Source organism: Nitrincola schmidtii (assembly GCF_008973715.1).
Lineage (GTDB): Bacteria > Pseudomonadota > Gammaproteobacteria > Pseudomonadales > Balneatricaceae > Nitrincola > Nitrincola schmidtii.
Genome location: NZ_WBOL01000001.1, coordinates 288651 through 310514, shown reverse-complemented (window position 1 = coordinate 310514; position 21864 = coordinate 288651). Strand labels below are relative to the sequence as shown.

At 45.6% G+C, this 21864-nt stretch carries 24 protein-coding genes; 16 read left to right on the top strand and 8 right to left on the bottom strand.

The genetic code is table 11. The annotated features are described in order from the left end of the window. Positions 1–13: 13 nt before the first annotated feature. Both F7R24_RS01485 and F7R24_RS01480 read left to right on the top strand, forming a co-directional pair. Complete coding sequence (locus F7R24_RS01485; protein ID WP_151669454.1) at positions 14–1882, top strand: DUF294 nucleotidyltransferase-like domain-containing protein; 1869 nt, start codon at positions 14–16, stop codon at positions 1880–1882. A 5-nt stretch (positions 1883–1887) separates the two neighbouring features. Then, entirely contained in the window at positions 1888–2619 is a 732-nt protein-coding gene (locus F7R24_RS01480; RefSeq protein ID WP_151669453.1) for a 3'-5' exonuclease, read from the top strand. A 9-nt stretch (positions 2620–2628) separates the two neighbouring features. On the opposite strand, the gene F7R24_RS01475 is transcribed toward F7R24_RS01480, so the two are convergent. Continuing rightward, the gene (locus F7R24_RS01475; protein WP_168926751.1) at positions 2629–3708 is read right to left on the bottom strand and encodes a DMT family transporter; all 1080 of its coding nucleotides are present in this window, start codon (positions 3706–3708) and stop codon (positions 2629–2631) included. A gap of 63 nt (positions 3709–3771) precedes the next feature. On the opposite strand from F7R24_RS01475, the gene F7R24_RS01470 reads away from it, so the two are divergent. Continuing rightward, on the top strand, positions 3772–4344 hold the full coding sequence (locus tag F7R24_RS01470; RefSeq protein ID WP_151669451.1) for a glutathione S-transferase family protein: 573 nt from the start codon (positions 3772–3774) through the stop codon (positions 4342–4344). A 27-nt stretch (positions 4345–4371) separates the two neighbouring features. On the opposite strand, the gene F7R24_RS01465 is transcribed toward F7R24_RS01470, so the two are convergent. Continuing rightward, positions 4372–5238: a LysR family transcriptional regulator ArgP gene (locus F7R24_RS01465; RefSeq protein ID WP_151669450.1), complete on the bottom strand. Its 867-nt coding sequence runs from the start codon at positions 5236–5238 to the stop codon at positions 4372–4374. Between the two features lie 101 nt (positions 5239–5339). Here F7R24_RS01465 and F7R24_RS01460 point away from each other — a divergent pair, with 101 nt between their 5' ends. The 3 genes from F7R24_RS01460 (at position 5340) to F7R24_RS01450 (ending at position 6855) form a co-directional block, all read left to right on the top strand. Next, positions 5340–5945 (top strand): LysE/ArgO family amino acid transporter, encoded by a 606-nt coding sequence (locus F7R24_RS01460; RefSeq protein WP_151669449.1) that lies wholly within the window; start codon positions 5340–5342, stop codon positions 5943–5945. A 14-nt stretch (positions 5946–5959) separates the two neighbouring features. Then, positions 5960–6475: a protein disulfide oxidoreductase gene (locus tag F7R24_RS01455; protein WP_151669448.1), complete on the top strand. Its 516-nt coding sequence runs from the start codon at positions 5960–5962 to the stop codon at positions 6473–6475. A 98-nt stretch (positions 6476–6573) separates the two neighbouring features. Then, complete coding sequence (locus F7R24_RS01450) at positions 6574–6855, top strand: hypothetical protein (RefSeq protein ID WP_151669447.1); 282 nt, start codon at positions 6574–6576, stop codon at positions 6853–6855. 9 nt (positions 6856–6864) lie between these two features. On the opposite strand, the gene F7R24_RS01445 is transcribed toward F7R24_RS01450, so the two are convergent. The 5 genes from F7R24_RS01445 to F7R24_RS01425 form a co-directional block, all read right to left on the bottom strand. Then, positions 6865–7680: a helix-turn-helix domain-containing protein gene (locus F7R24_RS01445; protein WP_151669446.1), complete on the bottom strand. Its 816-nt coding sequence runs from the start codon at positions 7678–7680 to the stop codon at positions 6865–6867. Between the two features lie 13 nt (positions 7681–7693). Next, entirely contained in the window at positions 7694–8707 is a 1014-nt protein-coding gene (gene ansA, locus F7R24_RS01440) for an asparaginase (protein ID WP_151669445.1), read from the bottom strand. Positions 8708–8856: 149 nt separating this feature from the next. Further along, a complete protein-coding gene (locus tag F7R24_RS01435) occupies positions 8857–9816 on the bottom strand; it encodes a Bug family tripartite tricarboxylate transporter substrate binding protein (protein ID WP_151669444.1) in 960 nt (319 codons plus the stop codon). A 45-nt stretch (positions 9817–9861) separates the two neighbouring features. Further along, the gene (locus F7R24_RS01430; protein WP_151669443.1) at positions 9862–11376 is read right to left on the bottom strand and encodes a tripartite tricarboxylate transporter permease; all 1515 of its coding nucleotides are present in this window, start codon (positions 11374–11376) and stop codon (positions 9862–9864) included. Then, positions 11377–11826, bottom strand: coding sequence for a hypothetical protein (locus F7R24_RS01425; protein WP_151669442.1), 450 nt, complete (start codon positions 11824–11826; stop codon positions 11377–11379). A 252-nt stretch (positions 11827–12078) separates the two neighbouring features. Here F7R24_RS01425 and F7R24_RS01420 point away from each other — a divergent pair, with 252 nt between their 5' ends. The 5 genes from F7R24_RS01420 (at position 12079) to F7R24_RS01400 (ending at position 17155) form a co-directional block, all read left to right on the top strand. Further along, positions 12079–13302, top strand: coding sequence for a BaiN/RdsA family NAD(P)/FAD-dependent oxidoreductase (locus F7R24_RS01420; protein WP_151669441.1), 1224 nt, complete (start codon positions 12079–12081; stop codon positions 13300–13302). 75 nt (positions 13303–13377) lie between these two features. Continuing rightward, entirely contained in the window at positions 13378–14145 is a 768-nt protein-coding gene (locus F7R24_RS01415; protein ID WP_151669440.1) for an ABC transporter ATP-binding protein, read from the top strand. A gap of 17 nt (positions 14146–14162) precedes the next feature. Beyond that, the gene (locus F7R24_RS01410) at positions 14163–14867 is read left to right on the top strand and encodes an ABC transporter ATP-binding protein (protein WP_151669439.1); all 705 of its coding nucleotides are present in this window, start codon (positions 14163–14165) and stop codon (positions 14865–14867) included. An 18-nt stretch (positions 14868–14885) separates the two neighbouring features. Continuing rightward, complete coding sequence (locus F7R24_RS01405; RefSeq protein WP_151669438.1) at positions 14886–15884, top strand: branched-chain amino acid ABC transporter permease; 999 nt, start codon at positions 14886–14888, stop codon at positions 15882–15884. After that, positions 15884–17155 (top strand): branched-chain amino acid ABC transporter permease, encoded by a 1272-nt coding sequence (locus F7R24_RS01400; RefSeq protein WP_240775935.1) that lies wholly within the window; start codon positions 15884–15886, stop codon positions 17153–17155. The genes F7R24_RS01405 and F7R24_RS01400 overlap by 1 nt, the downstream gene beginning before the upstream one ends. 98 nt (positions 17156–17253) lie before the next feature. Here F7R24_RS01400 and F7R24_RS01395 read toward each other — a convergent pair whose 3' ends face one another. After that, complete coding sequence (locus F7R24_RS01395; protein ID WP_151669437.1) at positions 17254–18456, bottom strand: ABC transporter substrate-binding protein; 1203 nt, start codon at positions 18454–18456, stop codon at positions 17254–17256. 195 nt (positions 18457–18651) lie between these two features. Between F7R24_RS01395 and F7R24_RS01390 the strand changes: the two genes are divergently transcribed. The 5 genes from F7R24_RS01390 (at position 18652) to F7R24_RS01370 (ending at position 21862) form a co-directional block, all read left to right on the top strand. Next, complete coding sequence (locus F7R24_RS01390) at positions 18652–19878, top strand: CynX/NimT family MFS transporter (RefSeq protein WP_151669436.1); 1227 nt, start codon at positions 18652–18654, stop codon at positions 19876–19878. A gap of 5 nt (positions 19879–19883) precedes the next feature. After that, positions 19884–20483, top strand: coding sequence for a MarC family protein (locus F7R24_RS01385; RefSeq protein WP_151669435.1), 600 nt, complete (start codon positions 19884–19886; stop codon positions 20481–20483). A gap of 95 nt (positions 20484–20578) precedes the next feature. Next, the gene (locus tag F7R24_RS01380) at positions 20579–20932 is read left to right on the top strand and encodes a RidA family protein (RefSeq protein ID WP_151669434.1); all 354 of its coding nucleotides are present in this window, start codon (positions 20579–20581) and stop codon (positions 20930–20932) included. Between the two features lie 121 nt (positions 20933–21053). Further along, on the top strand, positions 21054–21362 hold the full coding sequence (locus F7R24_RS01375) for a hypothetical protein (protein ID WP_151669433.1): 309 nt from the start codon (positions 21054–21056) through the stop codon (positions 21360–21362). An 8-nt stretch (positions 21363–21370) separates the two neighbouring features. Further along, complete coding sequence (locus F7R24_RS01370; protein WP_151669432.1) at positions 21371–21862, top strand: TlpA family protein disulfide reductase; 492 nt, start codon at positions 21371–21373, stop codon at positions 21860–21862. The last annotated feature ends 2 nt before the right edge of the window (positions 21863–21864 follow it).

Genomic DNA, 21864 nt, shown 5'->3' with positions numbered 1-21864 from the left:
TCGTTGAGGCTTTATGCAGATTGAGCCAATAGAAGTGCTGGATTTTCTCAGACGTTTTCCTCCTTTTAATGGCCTACCAGAGGAGACCTTAGGTTGGGTTGTTACCGAGATTGAAGTGGGCTATTTCAAAGCAGACACTCAGATTTTGGAACTTGGCCAACAAGTAGATGCTCTGCATGTAATAAGATCGGGTGCCGTCGATATTTACCGTCGCAATGGCGAGCTTTATAACAAGCTTTCTGAAGGTGGTTTTTTTGGCGAGTTTGGCTTACTCCGCGATGGAAAAATTCGATTTCCTGCAAAAGCGATTGAAGATACCTTAATCTATTTTCTTCCGGTGGCTGTGTTTAATAAACTCTTCGATGAGTTCGAGCAGTTTGCCGATGCTGTTGAAATTGAAGACAGAACACGATTACGCCAAGCTGTGGCGCGTCGAGAAGATGCCAATGAGCTAATGACTTCCAAAGTCACCTCCTTGATCACACGTGAACCTGTCTCAATAATCAGTAGCGCCAGTGTTCATGAAGCTGCGCTTCTGATGACAGAGTCATCCATCTCTTCTTTATTGATCATGAATCCTCCTGATCATCCAAAAGCCAATAGTGTTGCAGGTATTATTACCGATCGTGATCTACGTACTCGCGTGGTTGCTGAAGGTTTACCCTATAGCACGCCTGTGGGCGAAATCATGACGGAAGAGTTGATTACCATTGACGCCAGCCAATTTGTTTTTGAAGCCATGCTCGCCATGCTTCGCCATAATTTGCACCATTTGCCAGTATTGCAAAAAGATCGTCCAGTAGGTGTTATTGCGATCTCTGACATCATTCGCTACGAGTCACAAAACAGTTTGTTTGTTGTTAGTAATATCTTCCGTCAGCACTCAGTCGACGATCTAAAAGCCCTCGTCTCTGATGTGCGTGCCAGCTTTATTCGTATGGTCAATGAAGATGCGAATTCGCGCATGATTGGTAGCTCTATGGCGGTCATAGGTCGCAGTTTTAAGCAGCGTTTATTAGAGCTAGGTGAAGAGGCGTTGGGTCCTCCGCCGATACCCTATTGTTTCTTGGCATTAGGTTCGATGGCGAGAGATGAAATGTTGATCGTTACCGATCAAGACAACGCCATGATTTTGGATGATTCATTTGACCCTAAGCTTCACGATGACTATTTCGCTGCCTTGGCTAAATTTGTTAGCGATGGTTTAGATGCCTGCGGTTATACCTACTGTACAGGCAATATTATGGCGACCAATACACAGTGGCGTCAGCCTAAGCGTGTTTGGCAGCAGTATTTTACCGAATGGATTGATAACCCATCATTGGAAGGCCTGCTGCATAGCTCCATTTTCTTTGATCTAGAAGGTGTGTGGGGCAAAACCGAGTGGGCGGATCACTTGAATGACCATATTGTCCGTAAAGCAAGACAGGGAAAACGTTTTCTTGCTGCGATGTCGAGAAATGCACTAAACAGAACGCCGCCGCTGGGCTTCTTCAAAGATTTTGTCATGGAACAGGATGGCCGCCAAAACAATACTATCAATATGAAACGTCGAGGTACCGCCCCTTTAGCTGATTTAGCTAGGGTTCATGCCTTGGCGATTGGTTCCAAAGCACGTAATTCTTTCTTGCGTTTAGATGAGATTATCGAAGCGGATATATTGCCTAGGGGGCGAGGGCAGGACTTACGTGATGCGTTAGAGTTGATCTCTATGGTTAGAATTCGTCACCAAGCCTTAGCGTTAGAAAGAGGGGAAACACCCGATAACAGCATAGCACCGGAAAACTTATCCGAGTTTGAACGCAAGAATCTCAAAGATGCTTTCCAGATACTCAGTAATGCACAAAAATTCATGAAATTCCGTTATCAAGGTGCGCGATAAATACTATGTACTTAAGCACTGAAAAAATTAAGACGGATATCCAACAGATTGATTGGCTTCAGCTTTATCAGCAGCGCCTAGCATCTGTAAAAGATGATCGTTTAACGTCTTTTTATAAAGCCGGTACGTTTGCTCCAGATACCCCCATCAAGGCTATTCCATTTGTTGCCGTAGATTTTGAAACTACCGGTTTTGATCCTAAGCGTGATGGTATCGTCAGCATCGGTTTAGTGCCTTTCGATCTTCAGCGAATTCACTGCAAAGGCGCTAAACACTGGATCGTTCGCCCAAGAACAACCTTAGATAAAGACTCTGTGGTGGTGCACGGTATTACCCACTCAGACATTAAAAGTGCGCCTGATATGATGCGGATCGTTGAATATTTACTCAAGGCACTCGAAGGTCGAATTGTTGTGGTTCATCACCGTGGAATCGAACGGCCTTTTTTAAATGCTGCACTAGAGAAACGTATTAACGAAGGTATTGTTTTCCCCGTTGTTGATACCATGGAGTTGGAAGCGAGACTTCATCGCGCCAAGCCCTTAACACTTTGGCAGCGCTTTCGGGGTCACACGTTACCTTCGATCAGATTGGTAGACAGTCGCGAACGTTACCATCTACCCTATTATCGACAACATCACGCACTCACAGACGCCTTGGCAACCGCTGAGCTTTTTTTAGCGCAAGTAAGTCACCGATTTTCTGAAGACACGCCTATTCGTGAGCTATGGAAATAATCAACCACTTCATGGATCTTGTTTGACTACAGATCTGAAACTGCGTCCTTGGGAGATTCCAATTCCGCTTAGAATCAGGGCGAGTGCTAGCCAGTGACTCCAAGACAAGACTTCATTCATAAAAGTGACCCCCAGTATCATGGCCCAAATAGGAATCAAGTAGTTAATTAACGAGACGAAACTAGGGCCAGCGGAGTGAATTAAAGTCATATAAATCACCGTACCGATACCCGTACAGATAAAGCCTAATAGGGTAATGGCGATCCAGGTTTTCTGTGAAAAGTCAGTTAAGTTAGTAAAACCAGGTAAGCCTTGAAGCTCTAACTGATGACTAAAACCGGATGTGAACGCAGCCAGTGGCCATAGCATCACCGCGGAGATCATCAGTACTGAGGCTGCTGTGCTCCATGAGTCACTTTTGGGTTTACGTCGTGTAATGATGCCATTCATGCCATAGCATATCGCTGCTAACAGTACGGCAAGCTGAGCCCAGAAGGCTTCACCACTGAGCTGAAATGCGCTCAAGGCGCTTGGGCCAATCAACACAAAAATACCTAAAAATCCGATAAAAAAACCTATCAGCTTTGGTCGATTGAGTGGTTCATCCGGTATAAAAAAGTGCGCCAAGATGATCGTTACCAATGGCATAACAGCCATCAAAATACCTGCTAGAGCACTATCAATTCTTTGTTGTCCCCAACTGATGAGCATAAAGGGAAGGGCGTTACCTATCAGTGCCATGGCTAAAATAAACAACCATAAACGAGTACCTTTAGGCAATGAGCGACGAAGCACTAGCGCCAAAGGAAAGAGCAAACAGCAGGCAAATAGGTTGCGCAAGAACACCACCGAGGCTGGACTGAGTTCACGCAGGACAATGCTGGTAAGTGCAAAGGAACTCCCCCAGATCATGGCTAAAGAAAAAAGTAAAAGCCACTGAGTCAGTGGGCGCTGTGTCATGGGGGCGGCTCCGATAGTTAATACTTGAATAGAACTCAGGCTGGTTTTATTAGGATTGATTTGTATTTTTTCCAGCCTGATAACAATATCACGATTACGGAAAACAGAACCACTAAGATCTCTTGTCAATTCACCTAGTTAACGGCTAAGCTGAACTGAATAATCTCAGGTATAACAATAAGGATGCCTGCTATGAAATTGTATGGTTCTACTACGTCCCCTTATGTGCGTCGTTTACGTGTTTGGCTGGAAGATGTGCCTCATGAGTTTGTTAATATCGACATCTACAGTGAAGAAGGTCGAGCCACACTCAGAAGTATCAATCCAGCACTGAAAATTCCTATGCTAGTGGATGATTGGCAAGCGGTGTTTGATTCTAGAGTGATTTTTAATTATCTGAATCATAAACTCGAAAAAGAAGTCACTACCATCGATGATGAGAACGCCATTACGATAATAAATGCAGCAAGTGACTCTTTCATTGAGCTACTTCTCTTGTCTCGTTCAGGCATCGATACCACGCAAGATACATTGTTTTTTAATCTGCAGCGTGAACGCATTCAAACCACGTTACAGGTACTAGAGGATCAGTTAAAACTGGGTGTGTTCGAGTATTGGCACTTTCCGGCCATTTGTCTTTACTGTTTAATCGATTGGGTCATGTTTAGACGACTGAATGATTTTGCTGATTACCCTGAACTGCAGGCATTTCATGAGCGTCACCAAGCGCGCAAAAGCGTTCGTGCGACGGATCCTCGTATCTAGCAGATCAACACTTTCAGCCACTCAGCGTCAATACAGTGCTTGCCGAGCAGCCGCAAGCACTGATTGGCGAAGCTTTTCCATGACTGGACTTTCCATCTGCCAATAGTGCCAGTAAAGCGGTACATCCATACTGTATCCAGGTACTAAATCGACCAATGATCCATTTTCAAGCTCCGTTTTAACCTGTAACTCGGGCATCATGCCATAGCCTAACCCTGCACAAGCAGCACGAATAAAGCCCTCTGAAGAGGGAAGGTGATGCGTGTAAACAGGTTCGGTTCCGGCAACTTCCGCCATAAATTGATGTTGAAGTCGGTCATCTCGACTGTACACCAAACAAGGTGCTTGTCTCAGTTTAACGGGATCGGCCGTGTTGAGTTCAAATCGAGCAATAAACTCGGGGCTAGCAAGTGCTCTATAGCGCATGATGCCAAGTGCAATAGCGCCGCCACCATTGACGACTTCATCGCTGGCGCATAAGCAAGCCATCACTTCCCCTTGCTTCATTCGTCGTAATCCCACCGCTTGATCCTCCACAGAGACTTCAAATCGCAACAACGGATAAGTAGGTAAGACAAGAGCAGCAGGTAACCAAGTGTCTAATGAGTCTGCGTTCACGGTGATACGAACAATTAAATCATCCGGGTTAGCAGAGAGTTCAAGCCCCGCTTCTAGCTGCCTGACTTGTTGAAGATGGTTGTGTAAGCGTTGACCCAACGATGTGGCTTTTGGTGGAATGCTTCTAATCAGTACGGGCTGCCCTAGTTGTTGTTCCAACTGTTTAATGCGTTGGCTCACGGCAGACTGAGTGAGATGTAAGGTGTTGGCAGCTCGTTCAAAGCCACCTTGTTCTAATACGGCGGCCATGGCTTGCAGAAGGCGATAGTCAATCATAAGCTCAGCTAATAATAGGTTAAAATAATTCGTTTGATTAATGATACGATCTTTCGCTAGTCTTGCCCAGTCGATAACGTTTTATATTGGGGAGATAGGTGATGACCGCATTTGTGACAGGGTTTGTGGTGGCTTTAGGGCTCATCGTGGCCATCGGTGCGCAAAATGCTTGGGTGCTGAGTCAGTCCATGCGGGGACAGCATCGCGCTGTTATTGCCATGGTGTGTATTGTCTGTGACTCTGTGTTGATTACGCTAGGAGTTTACTCAGTGCATCATCTACGCGAATGGTTACCTCCTTTAGTGCCTGTATTAACTTGGGCGGGTGTTGCGTTGCTCTTGTGGTTAGCTTGGAACGCTGCGCAACGTGCTATCAAAGGAACGGGTGGATTAAAGGCTGACCCAGAGGTTCGTATCCAAAGCGCATGGCAAATTGGTTTAACGGCATTGGCTATTACCTTACTTAATCCCCATGTTTACTTAGATACCGTGGTGTTGATTGGCAGTGTTGGCTCGTCGCAAACCAATAAGCTGGCGTTCGTGATGGGGGCTTGTCTGGCCTCACTGACATGGTTTTCATTATTGACGGGTCTTGCACCCAAATTGGCTAAAATTCTTCGCTCTCCTAAGCATTGGCGAATATTTGATGGCGGAATGGCGGCACTTTTATCCATTGTGGCACTCTCACTGATACCTTTTAGTGGATAAAGAATTGCCAAACTATGTTTAAGCGTTATCAATCTCTACCGCGCTGGTCGCGGTGGACTATCGAAATTCTGGTGTTTGTGGCTATTTTTCTTGCGATTCGCGCTTATCAAGCGCCCGATATTGAAGCTGGCAGTGCGCCGGACTTTCAGGGTATCACCCTTGATGGGCAAACCGTCTCTTTAGCCGAGTATCGTGGAGAGCCATTGCTGATCGTTGTCTGGGCAGAGTGGTGTCGAATTTGTCGAATAGAGTTACCCATGATTCAACCTCTGGCAAAAGATCATCAGGTGCTGACGATAGCGATACAATCAGGCACAGATGAAGAGGTAAGGCAGTTTCTTGAAGAGCAAGACCTACATCAGCTACCCGTCTTAAATGATCCACAAAGTCAATTGGCAAACGCCTTGGGTGTTCGTGGAGTGCCTGTTATGTTTATCTTAGATCGAGAAGGCACTATTCGATTCACTGAAGTTGGTTTGACCAGTGGTTGGGGACTTAAAGCGCGATTATGGTGGGCGGGCAGGTATTAGCCAGTTTTTTCTAGTAAGATGTTGGTTAGGTTTTAGCGATGTGTGCAGGCATTAGTGAATCACTAATCGTTAGGTAAAATGTATCAAGGAATCTAATCATGAGAAAAATTTTGCAAAAGGTCTTTTGGCCATTGTTGCGCATCTTTGAGACAGGTGAAGACGCAGTTGGGTATCAGAAATCTCACCGAATCATTTTGATTATTTTGGGAGTGTTGTTTTTGGGTTTGTCATTTGGATCTGCATGGATGGGTAACGTGACTGGTGAGATGGGTGCGCTCATCCCTATGGTGGTTTTTTTCGCGGTAGGCTTTGTGGCGCTGGTGTTGGGGATTTTTGGATCTGATTCGGCCGTGTGCAAAATTTGGCGCTCACGAAGTTAGTTCTGCAATTTAATATCGTGCTCGAAAATGCCACTCGTTGGGTTGAATATCATTGGTTACAGCGTGTTTGATGCTCTCGTCAATCTCCGGCGAATCCAAGTCATATAGGCCGCAAAGCTTTAAAGCTCTTCGAATATCCACAGAAGCACCTAAATATTCATACAAAACTCGAGCACAGCAGGGCATCCGCTCGCCACTCCCGGATACGCCTAGTTTGAGCCCTGTCAGTCGTGCAACACGATTCTTAAACGTTGGGAATAAAATTGTTTGCGTTATTTCTTGATCGGTCAAGGTTTCATAATCAATCATAAAAATCCGATCAATTAAGAAGGTGGCAATGCCAATGTATTTTCCGTGATAAACTCTTTCACTGGGTGTTTCTTGTAAACGCTCCGTGCGTTGGTAATACACCTTATCTTCATGACGTTCTATGCAGGTCAACATTCTTAACAGCTTACCTGGGTATGCCATCGACATATGATATTCGAAATAATAGCCAAGGTATTTATCTAAACCTTGATGCCCAATATCCAGTAGATGCTCGATGTGCTGCCATTCATCAGGAAGTGGGTTGATGTCCAGTTCGGCTGATCTTGGTCGAACCTGAATTAACCGAGCAAACTGATTATGAGGGAGTAATAGCTCATGTTCCTCCACGCCAAAAAAATCACAAAACCGACGAAGCGTATGAGCCGAAGGTTTGGCGTGTTCATTTAAATAGCGATTAAATTGAGGTCGGTTCATTTTCATTCGACGACAGACTTCAGCTATCGATTTATAGTAACTGCATAGCAGTCGTAAATTGCGTGAAAAGTCCTCTGTCATTAAATGTCTCCCCTTATACTGTCATTTCACCCGCCAACGGTGTTCTAAGCTTCTGTCGAATTTTATCGACAGAGAGGTTTTGGCTGAGTAAGAAGTGTAGCTTGGTAAAAGCCGCTTCTAAGGTTAAATCAGCTCCCGCAACCACGCCAATACTGTTCAGTGTTGCTCCCGTTGCATACGTGCCTTGGCTGACTGCGCCATAGGTGCATTGGGTTATATTCAACGTGATAATATTCCGTTTTGACGCTTCCTCAAGTGCCTTTATAAAGTCTTTGTTAGCGTCGGGAGGATTACCCGCACCATAGGTTTGTAAAATCAAACCTTTGATGCCTGGTTGATCCAGAACCGCGGTAAGAATATTGGTGGAAATGCCAGGATAGGTTTGCAGCACAGCAACCGCATCTTGATCGAAGCTGGGTGCAAGGTAACAAGGTACTCGCTTACTGAGTAATAACGGGTCTTGAATGTCGATATTAATCCCGATATTGCCTAACCAAGGATAGTTAGGAGAGTCGAAGGCATCGAATCCAGCACTTTTAATTTTAGTACTGCGATTACCACGCAATATTCGATTGGCAAAGAGAATGCATACTTCAGGGATATTGAGGTTTCCTGCAGCCAATATTGAGGCAATTAAGTTTTCCGAAGCATCGCTTCTGGCTTCCATCATCGGTATCTGGGAGCCAGTGAGAATGATAGGTTTATTCAATCCCTGAAGCATAAACGATAGCATAGAAGCGGTATAGGCCATCGTGTCCGTTCCATGAAGTAATACAAAACCATCGTATTCATCCCAATGTTGCATTAACAGTTGGCACAGTGCTGTCCAATCTTTGGGTAGCAGGTTTGAGCTGTCAATGAGCTCTTGACACTCGATAATATCGAAGCTGGGAAGGTGTTTAAGACCACGAGCACGAAAAAAACTGTCAAGGTGCTTATGAAAGCCTTTCATAGGAATATAACCTCTATCAGAAGGTTGCATTCCTATGGTTCCTCCAGCATAAACAATTAGCACGCGGCGTTTCATGGTTTTTGATCCTATTATGGCAGTATTAGGTAAGGGTATCGAAAATAGGGTGAGTGTGACACTGAGCATTTTAAAAAATCACCCAGAAACAGATCTTTCTGGGTGAGGGGAGCTTGGCGACGTTAGTTTAGGCGTCAGCGTTGCTATCTTTATTCAGCGTTTAGGCCGCCAATATCTTCAAGAATAGCTTTAAAGCTTTCAACCTGATTGCGCAGCGTGTCATGGACTTCAGTCCCTTCCATATAGACTACTGGCATCAGGATACGCTCTTCGGTAATTTCAATAAAACGTGGATCTTGAGTCGCAAGTTTAAGGACCTCGGCTAAGCGAGCCACTTGGTTATCAGGCGTGTTTTTAGGCACCATGACTACGCGAATTTCACCGGGATCTATTTCGTATCCTAGCTCACGGAGCGTGGGTGCATCAGGGAAAGCCACCAGACGATCATCCGCTAAGCTGGCCAGAACAGGCATTTCTCCTGTGGTGGCATAGCCGGAGTGCGTACCACCGCTGTAGGCGAAATCAACATCACCGGATAGGATTAACGGTGCCATACCCGCGCCACCAGAGGTGGGAACGATACGTAAATCGAGCCCTTCTTTCTTGGAAATATAATCAACTATCATGCGATCAAATGGCAATTGAGACGCATAGCTGGTACCTGGGTTGGCTTTAGCGAACTCAAGGAACTCGTCCCAGTTGCTGTAGGGTTTACCTGCACCCGTCACAATAGCAGACTGCCCTAGGGTTACGCCTGCCACATAAGTAAAGCTATCGACATCGAAATTGGTAGGCGTCGCTAATGGGCCAAAGGTTACCGACATGGATGTGCCAAACACAAACGTATAGCCTTCATCACGGCTGTTGGCTAGTTGTTGTAAGGCTACTGCACCGCCAGCACCTGGGCGGTTAATTACGTTCACAGGTTGTCCTAGGTGCTCACTCATGACATTGGCAAGTACACGACCTTGAATATCGGTGCTACCACCTGCGCCCCAACCGATCACCATGCTTAGTGGCTTGGATGGAAAATTATCTGCAAAAGCTGAACTGCTTAGTGCAAGAGCGCCCGTGATTAGTGCCGTTTTAACTAAACTTTTCAATTTCATTGTGTTCCCCTCAGTTTTAATATTTTGCTGAATTGAGACAGTGGCTCAATCAGCATTCGGAAGTGATTTCTTCCGTTGTTGTATGCCTGTCCAGGCAAAGCGAATCAGTAACACTGCGGTTAGCAGGACAAAAAAGCCTGCAATAGGTCTATCAATCAAGATGGCGATATCGCCTCCAGATAAAATAATGGATTGTCGGAGATTTAACTCCAGCATCGGTGTGACGATAAATGCGACTAAAAAAGTGACGAATGAATAATCAAACTTTTTTAAGAAGAAACCTAGAATAGAAAAACCAAAAACTACCAAGAGTCCAAATGTGCCAAAACCCTGGACTTGGATACCGGCTAAGCACAAGAAAATGACGATAGGAATGACCATGTGCGATGGAATGCTAGTGATTTTGGCAAAGATCCGTAAGCCGTACCAACCGATGGCCAGCATTAACAGGCTAGCCACGATCATTCCTGAAAATAGGGAAAACAGCATTTCAGGCTGTTCGCGAAGCATTAAAGGACCCACGGTAATTCCATGAATCATAAAAGCACCGACCAACAGTGCAGCCGATACACTGCCTGGAATCCCTAAACCAAATAGAGGAATATAACTGGCTGGAATGACGGCATTGTCAGCAGATTCCGATGCTGCGATACCCCTTGGGTCACCTTTACCAAAGGTATCGGGATTTTTCGCAGCACGTTTGGCTGCACCGTAAGACATAAAGGAGCCTACCGAAGGACCGAGCCCTGGGAGTGCGCCGACAAATGCGCCAATGGCCGTACCCTTGAAAATGGTTGGTAAGGTGGTTTTAAATTCTGACCATTTAAGATTGTCATCTTTATTTTGAGAGAGGTTGATGGCTTTTTGTCCCTTATTGCGTCGATACTCATCTAGCTGTACAAACATTTCTGACAAAGCCAAGGTGCCGATGACCAAAGGTAAAATCGGCACACCATCCATTAACTCAATGTAACCAAAGGTCAAACGCATAGCTCCTGTTTCAGGATCCATGCCTACGGTACCCAGAATAATGCCTAGCCCCCCTGCTGCCATGCCTTTTAGGAAAGAACCGCCTGCCATGCCTGCAATGAAGATGAGTGCGAAGACTAAGATGGCAGCGAGTTCATAAGGACCAAATTTTAGAGCTACAGACGCGAAGGGAATTGCCACAGCAATCAGTAATAATGTCGCAAGAAGATCGCCAATAACGGAGGCCAGTAGACCTATTTTTAAGGCGGTTCGCGGCCGACCATCTCGCGCCATAGGATAACCATCTAAACAGGTTGCGGCAGAAGAGCTTTCGCCAGGTGTGTTTAGAAGAATAGCGGAAACAGCACTGCCAGCAGCCGTACCTTTGGATAAGCCAATCAAAAAGGATATGGCTGCATAAGGTGACATATAAAAAGTTAATGGGATGGCAATAGCGATAGCCACTGCACGGTTGAGGCCTGGAATCACCCCGACTATATACCCCAGTAAAACACCACCTAAAATGACGGTAATGGATTCCCAGCTCAGTGCGGTTGAGAATGCACTATACAAAAGACTAAATTCAGGCATTTACACCACTCCTATGCGCATAAGATAAACGGTCAGAATATAAAGTCCTGCGGTGGGTGTAAGAGAGCAGATGAGGTAAATATGCCAACGACGCTCGTCTAAAATGAATAGCAACCCGGCGATTAGAAATGGCGCTATCCAAGTCAGGGGTAGATAAATAGCAAGCACGATAAAGAAAAGAACATATAAGAAGGGCCAGACTTGATGCCATATTTCACCAAGATTAACACCGACAATAAAGGGGTGTTTATGACGCACCATTGTCACAGCAGATAAGACGACAAGAGAACTTGCACTTAAGAGCATGATCCATGTGCCAATCGTTGCTACCAGTTGAGGCGGTAAGCCGAACGAAAAGCCACCTCCGCCAAAGGTAGGAATAATCCAGGTTAAAAGCGTTATTGAAAAAATAATCACTGCCAATCCGGACCAGAAATTAATTCTGAGCATATTTTGTTCCCAATTAAGTTAACTCATGGGCACTAAGCGATTTACATTGCTTCGCTTCAATTATTGTTATCAATTTATTTCAACATACATTTGATATAAATGTAACGTGCTAATCGGGTTTCATTAGATGCTTCTGGATACTAAATAAGCATCTAGTAGCGCTATTTTTGCTATTTAGTTTCACTTGTACTCAGTGCCGGTGGCTAGGTGCACATGTTATGATGATGTTTTTTTAACGTGACTTGGTTTTCAATGCGATTTGTAGATACGGTGATTATTGGCGCAGGCGCTGCGGGGTTGATGTGTGCTGCTACGGCAGGACAGCGGGGTCGGCAGGTATTAGTTGTTGATCATGCCAATAAAGTAGGCAAAAAAATCCTAATGTCGGGCGGGGGGCGCTGCAACTTTACCAATTACACTGTCGAGCCGAAAAACTTCCTATCCGATAACCCTCACTTCTGCATTTCTGCCTTAAAACGCTACACACAACATGACTTTATTGAACTGGTTCAGCGATATGAGCTTGCTTACCACGAAAAAACACTCGGTCAGCTGTTTTGTGATAATCGTGCTAAAGATCTACTCGCTATTCTTCTGGCTGAATGTGAACTGGGTGGCGTAGATATTCAAACCCGCTGTGCAGTTAGCCGTATTCGACGCTTATCAGAAGATGAAATGACAGATGAAGTCCCACAACAGGCACGTTTTGAGTTGTTAACCAGCAATGGTCCAGTGGTGTGCGAATCACTGGTTATCGCAACCGGTGGGCCGTCGATCCCGACTCTCGGAGCCAGTCATTATGGTTATGAATTAGCGCGTCAGTTTGGCTTGAAAGTAACCGACCTTCAGGCATCGCTGGTTCCTTTTACTTTGAAGGGCGATTTGCTCTCGCTCGCTCAATCCTTAGCAGGTGTTTCCATGCCTGTGAGTATCGAGTGTCGTGATCAAATATTCCAAGAAGCGCTGTTGTTTACTCACAAAGGCATCAGTGGTCCTGCCGCGTTACAGATCAGTAATTATTGGTACCCCGGCGATACGCTGACCATTAACTTCTTACCGCAAATGGATTTAGCGACTGAAATACGTCAGTGGCAACAGGCGGGAGTAAAAGCGGAGTTAAAAACCCAGTTAAGTCGTTTGTTGCCTAAGCGCTTTGTCAGCGCATGGCTTGAACGAGCTGAATTGCAATCCATTGAATCAAAGCCCATTGCCCAACTCAGTCGAGAAGATATCGAATCGTTAGTATCAATGTTTCAGGGCTGGCAGCTCGTTCCATCCGGTACCGAAGGTTACAAAACTGCCGAAGTGACTCGCGGGGGGGTGTGTACCGATCACATTTCCTCGAAAACCTTTGAAGTAAAGTCTGAACCCGGCTTGTATTTTATTGGTGAAGTGCTGGACGTCACTGGCTGGTTGGGCGGGTTTAACTTTCAATGGGCTTGGAGTAGCGGCTGGTGTGCGGGTCAGTATGTTTAGTGATCAAAAAAACTTTAAGAAAGATCGTTAGTCACTTATGATACGTTAGTTCAATAACAGGGTATTGGTAGATAAATGTCATCAATAATAAAAGTGGACCAAGTCAATAAAGCATTTGGTACCCTGCAAGTCATCAATAACTGCTCGATTGAAGTGGAGCAGGGCTCAATTACTGGACTGATTGGCCCTAACGGCGCGGGTAAATCAACGCTGTTTAATCTCATCGCCGGTACCTTTGCTCCCGATAATGGTTCTATCTACTTCGACGGTCAGGATATTACCGCTGTGCCGTCGGATCAGCTGTTTCATCGCGGTTTACTACGAACTTTCCAAATTGCACAAGAATTCTCCCATATGACGGCACTCGAAAACCTCATGATGGTGCCTCCTCAAGCAGGTGAAAGCTTATTTAATACGTGGCTTAGACCCTCGCTCGTCAAAGATCAAGAAGCTCAAGTGCGTCAAAAAGCACTGGATGTGATCGAGTTTATTGGCTTGAAGCATGTTCGTAACGAGCTGGCCGGTAATCTATCCGGCGGTCAAAAAAAGCTATTAGAGCTAGGTCGAACCATGATGGTGGATGCTCGAGTGGTGTTGCTGGATGAAATCGCAGCGGGTGTTAACAGAACGCTGCTGCAGGATCTGATACGCAATATTCAGCGCCTCAACCAAGAGATGGGATATACCTTTCTAGTGATTGAACATGATATGGATATGATCGCACAACTTTGTAACCCCGTTATCGTGCTGGCACAAGGCAGTGTCATGATGAAAGGTACGATCGAAGAGATTCAACAAAACGAAGAAGTCATTGAAGCCTATTTTGGCAATGACGCCCACTGATTGAGTAGAGCAAATCGATGGCATTATTTGAAGCGACTAATGTGCATGGCGGTTATGGTGGGATGAATATCCTCAATGGCGTCAATATGTCACTAGAGGCAAATGAAATTGGCGTGATTGTGGGTCCTAATGGAGCCGGTAAGTCCACCATGTTAAAAGCCATTTTCGGCTTACTTCATGTTAACGAGGGAAGTATTCAGTTACGTGGAGAGTCGATCACCAACGCCGATCCGGTCGAATTGGTGAAACGAAAAATGGCGTTTGTTCCGCAGGAAAAAAATATCTTTCCTTCCTTAACGGTGGAAGAAAATCTAGAGATGGGCGCATTTATTCGTCACGATGATTTTCAACCCATGCTGGACAAGGTGTACAGTTTTTTCCCGCCTTTAGCGGATAAGCGAAAACAGCCAGCAGGTGAGTTATCCGGTGGCCAACGTCAAATGGTGGCAATGGGCCGAGCCTTGATGACAGAACCCAGTTTGATCTTGCTAGATGAACCTACCGCGGGTTTATCACCCTTATATATGTCTGAGATTTTCGAGCGCATTATCTCCATCAATAAAGCAGGTGTGGGAGTTTTAATGGTTGAACAGCATGCTAAACAGGCATTAAAGATCGCCCATAAAGGCTTTGTTCTGGTGGCAGGACAAAATCGCTTTACAGATACGGGCCAAAATTTGATTAATGACCCTGAAGTAGCCAAAGCCTTCTTGGGCGGTTAATCGGTTGAGGATACAACATTGAACGAATTGGTTTTTTTTATAAATAACGTAGTGATCTCGGGCCTGACGATTGGCTCTATCTACGCTTTAGGTGCAGTGGGTATCACCCTGATCTTTAGTATTCTGCGTTTTGCCCACTTTGCCCATGCAGATCTAATGACCTTAGGTGCCTTCTTTGCGTTTTTCTTAACGGCGATGTTTCCTGCAGTCGGCCCTGCTGTCGGTTTACCGACGGCTTTTGTGATGTTGCCACTTGCGATGGTGATGACCGCAGTGGCGGCTGTCTATATAGACAAAGGTTTCTACAAACCTCTAAGACGCCACGGTGTAAAGCCGATCGTCATTGTCATGGCTTCACTGGGTGTGACCTTAATGCTGCAAGGTCTCATTCGTATGTTTATGGGAACCAGTGCGCGCAGTATGTACATTGATGATCGTAAAGGTATACATCGTATCGAACTGCCTTTTGAGTTAGCCAGTCGTCCCATTGTGCTAACAGATCCGCAGATTATCATCATCGTTTTATTGGTCATTATCGTCATTGCGCTGCATCTGTTTTTAAACCGTACCCGCTTGGGTAAAGCGATGCGGGCCATGTCAGATAACCCGGATTTAGCGCGAGTATCGGGCATCAATACCGATACAGTCGTGAAAGTCACTTGGGTGATTGCCGGCTCTTTAGCTGCCATCGCAGGCACCATGCTCTCGCTGGATGTATCGTTAAAACCTGATTTGAGTTTCCACTTACTGTTGCCCATCTTTGCCGCTGCTATTGTCGGTGGCGTGGGTCATCCTTATGGAGCCTTGGCAGGTGGTTTTGTCATCGGCTTTGCAGAAACACTTTCCGTTTTTAATTGGGCGGTTTTGTTAAGACCGTTTCGTGATTATCTATGGTTTGATTTGCCATCTACCTTAGCCTTTGTTCCTAGCGAATATAAAATCACTGTTCCATTCTTTATTCTGCTGGCCATTCTGGTCTGGCGTCCGACCGGCCTGTTTAAGGGTAAGGTGCTCTGATGCTAATGAAACTGCCAATGAAAGAAACCTTGATGATCGTGGCACTTGCGGTTGCGGTGTTATTACTTATTCAAGTCATGGGTACCGCTTATGGTGTTCGTGTGCTGGTTGAGGCGAGCTGTTACGCAATCATTGCCTTGGGGTTAACCATTCAATGGGGTTATGCAGGCCTATTTAACGCCGGCATTATGGGGTTTGTCGCCATCGGTGGATTTTCTGCCATGTTGTTGACCTTCCCCGTGAATCAAAGCTTTTGGGACTCAGAACTGTCGGGTGAATTAGGTGTTGCCTTTCTAAAGCTGGTCGCTGCGGTCGCACTTGTTGCTGCCGTGATGCAGTTACACCGCATCAAAGTCCCACGCAGTATCCGTTTGCCAATTATTCTGATGGTCATGGCTACCTTGTATCTGTGGGTGGTGAATGGTTTTGCACCAGTGACGCAGAGTATCGTTTCCCAACATGGATTTATCGGTGGGCTAGGTTTGCCTGTGTGGGCTGGATGGCTGGTCGGTGGTATCTTGGCAGGAACCGTTGCTTATTTTATTGGCCATATCTGTTTAGGTCTTCGTAGTGACTATCTGGCCATCGCAACACTGGGTGTGGCTGAGATCATTAAGGCCTTCCTGAAAAACTCTGATTGGTTAACACGCGGTACCTTAACGGTATCACCCCTACCTTGGCCTGTTCCTGGTGCCAGTGAAGTGGGGTTTGTGATGGCACGTGCATTATATCTGTCCGTCACAGCCGTCCTGATTGCGATTATCTTTTATCTGTTACATCGTGCATACAATGGCCCTTGGGGTCGAATGATGCGCGCTATCCGAGATAACGAGCTGTCATCGTCAGCCATGGGTAAGGATGTCAATCAGCGCCGTTTAGAAGTGTTTGTCCTGGGTTGTATCTTGATGGGGATCGGTGGTGCTGCGTTAGCAACCTTTAACGGTATCTTTGATCCTAATGGTTACTTGCCTCTCAATCATACCTTCTTGATCTGGGTAATGGTGATCTTAGGAGGGCCGGGTAATAACTTGGGGACGATCTTTGGTGCCGTGTTTGTCTATGTGATTTGGGTCATGTCTGAACCGGTTGCCTTGTTTATTTTGAACTCGATCAGCTATTTAGGCGATTTGTGGTTTGCCTGGGAAGCGCCTTCTGACTTTAGTAGTCGGGCATTGCAGGCGAGGGTATTTAGTATCGGGTTAATTATCACCTTAGTGCTGCGTTATGCACCGAAAGGATTGTTTCCCGAGAAAGTACAACATCACCAATAGCTAAAACGGGGTAATTCAGTTTTACACCTCGCTCGCCATTGCAAGTCTGCCGCCAAAGGCGGCAGACTTGATGCTAAACATATCTAAGCTTTGCTGTATTACTCAATTAATCCTACGGTACGGAAAGCACCATCACGAACAACCATTTCTTCAATGACACCGGGTACGTTACCACGCTCATCAAAGTCTTGAGTTCCCGCTGCGCCTTCGTAGTTAATTTCTACGCCTTGAGCAATCAGTTCAACCGCTTTTGACCACTCGCCAGGAAGAATCACTTCACCCGGAGGTAGAGCAACCGCACGCAGTGCTTCGTTCAGTCCGGCACGCTCTGCTGAACCGTTCTTCTCGATTGCTAGCGCGATCAGGAAAGCCGCATCGTATGCTTGGCTGGCAAATACCGCATTAGGGTCCATACCTGCTGCGCGCGCTGCTTCAGCATAAGACTCGGTGCCTGGAATGTCCGGTTTACCAGGGCGAGTGGCGATCATACCTTCCAGTACGTCAGCACCTACGGCGTTGACAAGTGCGTCACCGACCATTCCGTCTGCACCGATAAATTGGGTAAACATGCCACTTTCATAAGCTTGGCGAAGAATGGTTTGACCTGATGTATCAGCATAAGCAAGCACCAGCAATGTTTCAGCTCCGCTTGATGCAAGGCTACCTAATTCAGAGCGGTAATCAGCACGGCCATCTTCATGAGCCGCTCTTCCGGCAATAACACCGCCACCGGCTTCAAAATTTGACGAAAATGCATTTGCAAGGCCTTGGCCATAGTCGTTATTAACGAAGGTCATGGCGACTTCATCGATGCCTTTTGATAGCAATAGACGTGCTAATACTTCCCCTTGATAAGCATCGGATGGGGTGGTTCGGAAAACCAAGTCATTGTCATCAATTTCTGCAATGGCAGGCGAAGTTGACGCAGGTGACACCATCAGAACACCTGCAGGTACAGCAACGTTATTAGCAGAAGCAATCGTAGCACCTGAACATAAAGCGCCGACAATCGCTGTCACGTTTTCGGAGTTGATCATGCGGTCAGCGGCGTTGATAGCAGCCGATGCATCTGTACAAGTGGTATCGGCTGAAATGATACTGAGTGTTTGACCACCCAAGATACCACCTTGTTCATTGATTTGGCTGATAGCGAGCTGAGCACCACTGAAAATAGGGGGTGCTAAACTTTCAATCGGACCCGTGAACCCGCCCAGGAAACCTAACTTAACTTCTGCATGTGCAAGGCTGGTCATTGCCGTTGCTGCAACAATGGCGCTGCACAGTAGTGTTTTTTTAATCATTGTAACTCCCGTGTATTTTTATGCCGATCTGTGAGTGGGTATGAATCTCGAGTAACCTGAAGAGAGTCATGACCTGATGCTTTTATGACACTTTATCCTCTTAAAATCAATCGTTCAGCAAAGATGTATTGAGTACAAAATAGCGCTGGGCTGAATCAGCTGTTTTCGGTAGCATTAATTATTTTTAGGACGTCTATGTCTTCTCATCAAGCCAATATATCACCACTAATCTCCGCTAGGCCTTGGGTCATAGGTTTAGCCATGCTTGCGTTACTGATGGCCGCCACTAATCTTCGTGGTGGTTTGGTTGTTTTTGCGCCATTGGTATTGGAGATTCGTGCTGCGCTTTCGCTAAGTGCTAGCGAATTTGGTTTGTTAACAACCTTGCCTTTGATCTGTTTTGCCATAATTTCCATTTTGGTACCGGCTTTCACACGGATATTCTCATCAATCACGCTGGTGATTGCAGGATTATTAATTATTGCAGCCGGTGTTCTGTTACGTCTGACACCTCATTACGCCTGGGTGATCGTCGGAACCTTGCTTCTTGGCTCTGCTATTGCTTTGTTAAATGTGTTGATTCCGGTTCTGGTAAAGGTATTTTTTCCAAAACGTATCGGTTTAATGACCGGGCTTTATTCCATCATGCTCAGCCTTGGAGCAGGGATGGGACTGTTTATCGCCGTGCCGATGATGCAGGCCTTTGATAATTGGAAAGCACCCGTTTTAGTTTGGGCTGTGTTACCAATATTGACCTGTTTTTTGTGGTTGCCGCTGTTGCGCTTGCGCTCTTCGGTCACACCCGTCACGGGTGCTAAAGTCACCTTATGGAAGAATAGCACCGCCTGGGCGGTCACTTTCTATATGGGGCTTCAGTCTTTCTTTTTTTACGCGATTGTGACCTGGTTACCAAAAATTTTAATTGAAAGTGGTCTGGAACCTCTTCAAGCGGGCACTGCGACGGCGTTAATTAATCTTGTCAGCATTCCATTTAATTTATTTGTGCCCATTTTAGCGGCTCGTATGAATAATCAGCGTATCTTAGTGGTTCTGATTTTCGCAATTTCTTTTAGTGGTTTGTTTGGTTTGTGGCTGGCCCCGGAAAAAGCTCCAATGCTATGGGCTTCATTAATCGGTATGGGTGCCGGAGGATCGCTGAGTTTGGCACTATCGTTTTTTGTGTTACGAACAAAAGATGGTATTCAGGCAACCTCGTTATCAGCCATGGCGCAAAGCTTGGGTTACCTATTGGCATCAACCGGCCCAGTGGTGATGGCTTGGATTCATGAATTAAGTGGACACTGGTTACATGCTATCCTGCTATTGATGTGTTTACAGTTAATACAATTAGCGTTTGGCTGGAAGGGCGCTGCCGCCGTCTATGTTAAACCGGATACTCGGCAATCGAATCAAGAGAAATAGACTTTATGGAACTCACCGCTTTTTTAAATGCGTTTACCGGCTTTTTCGTGATTGTGGATCCAATCGGTACCGCGTTGATTTTTCATGCCTTGGTTCCAGAAACCGATCGTCGGCATCGGGTTGTGATGGCGGTTAAAGCAACGTTAATTAGTGTCATCTTGCTCATCATTTTTGGTAATTTTGGCGAGGCTTTTTTAAACAGACTCGGTATTAACATTAATGCACTTCGCATTTCCGGTGGCTTACTGCTGTTCTTTACCGCATTTAATTTAATTACTAGTGAGGTAAAGTTAGCTCAGTCAGATGAAAAGAAAGATATTTCTGTTTACCCATTATCGATTCCCTTGTTAGCAGGACCGGGGGCGCTAACACTCTCTATCCTGCTATTCTCAAACGCTCAAACCACCACTCAGGAAGTTTCAGTGTTCATGGCTGTCATCAGTATTTATGGACTCACACTGGTACTGATGCTGTTATCAAAGTACGTAAAAAAAGTCATAGGTCGTACGGGTGATGAGATACTGAGACGTTTTCTGGGCGTAATCTTAGCAGCTTTGGCAATACAGTTTATCTATGATGGCTTTGTCAATATGATGGCGGCGTAAATACTTTTAAGAAAGTTGTAGATTCAAGCTGTTTTACATATGAGTTTTAGGCAAAATGCAAATCTGAATTTTCCATCAACAATGAGTGTTAAATAATGAGCATTAAATATCTTCACAGCAATCATCGTATGAGCCAAGTTACTATCCACAAGGATACGGTTTACTTAGCAGGTCAAGTTGCCAGTGATCCATCTGCAGATGTTCGTGGTCAAACTGAACAGATTCTCGACGGAATCGACAAGCTGTTAGCTGAAGCGGGTACTTCTAAAGAAAACATACTTTCTGCAACCATTTGGTTAACAGATATGTCTGAATTCTCTGAAATGAATGCTGTTTGGGATGCTTGGGTAGTGCAGGGGCGTCCGCCTGTCCGTGCCTGTGTAGAGTCAAACTTGGCAGGTCCAGCTTGGAAAGTAGAAATCATGGTGATTGCCGCTCTTCCAGAATAAACATTGCCTTATATCAATCCCAGTGAACATAATGTTTCTAAATAGCTGTTAAGAGTTGTCATCCATACCTAGGCAGTCTAGAGTTCTATAATAGAAAGCTGATTTAAAACAGGATTGTCGTATGAACAGTATTACTAGACTTGTTAAACGTTGTGGTCTTCTGGGATTGATCTTTTTGGCGCTCACTAGTGCAACCGTCAGTGCGGATGTGTTAACGATTAATACTTTTCAGCCTGAAGCGCGGCCTGGTGATAATCTGTTTGTGAACGGGTTGTCGCAGCAGGCTGTATTAGCTCGCTTTGGTGAACCGCAACAACGATTAGCGCCAGTAGGGCAGCCACCTATCAGTCGTTGGGTTTATGAAACCTTTACCGTTTATTTTGAGTACGAGATTGCGCTTCATGCCGTTGTGCATCGTCAAAGGAGATAGTGTTGCGAATGTGGAAATGGCCAATTGGATTATTGGCTTTAGCAGGATTTGCCTTAATCGTATTTTGGGGGCTGCAGCAGTCTGAAGCTTCGCGTTCGATACCGAATGACATAGCACTGGTCAACATGCAGGGTGAAACGATTCAGTTGAGTGACTTTGAAGGTCAGCCTGTGATCATTAACTTTTGGGCTACTTGGTGTCCACCCTGTGTTCGTGAAATGCCTTTACTGGCGCGCTATGCAGAGAAAGAAGGCTTTGCGCTGGTTCTGATTAATCAAGCCGAATCCGCTGCTACGATTCAGGCTTATCTTGATGAGGCTGGCCTTGATTTTGAGCATATGTTGTTGGATTCACACCAACGTGCCTATCAAGCCATGCAAGTGAGAGGGCTACCGACAACGCAATTTTTTAATGCTGACGGTGGTTTAGTTAACGAACAGTTAGGTGAGATACACGACCGTCATTTGGATGCGTTTATTAAAGCGCATGTGCCTCTGTAAGT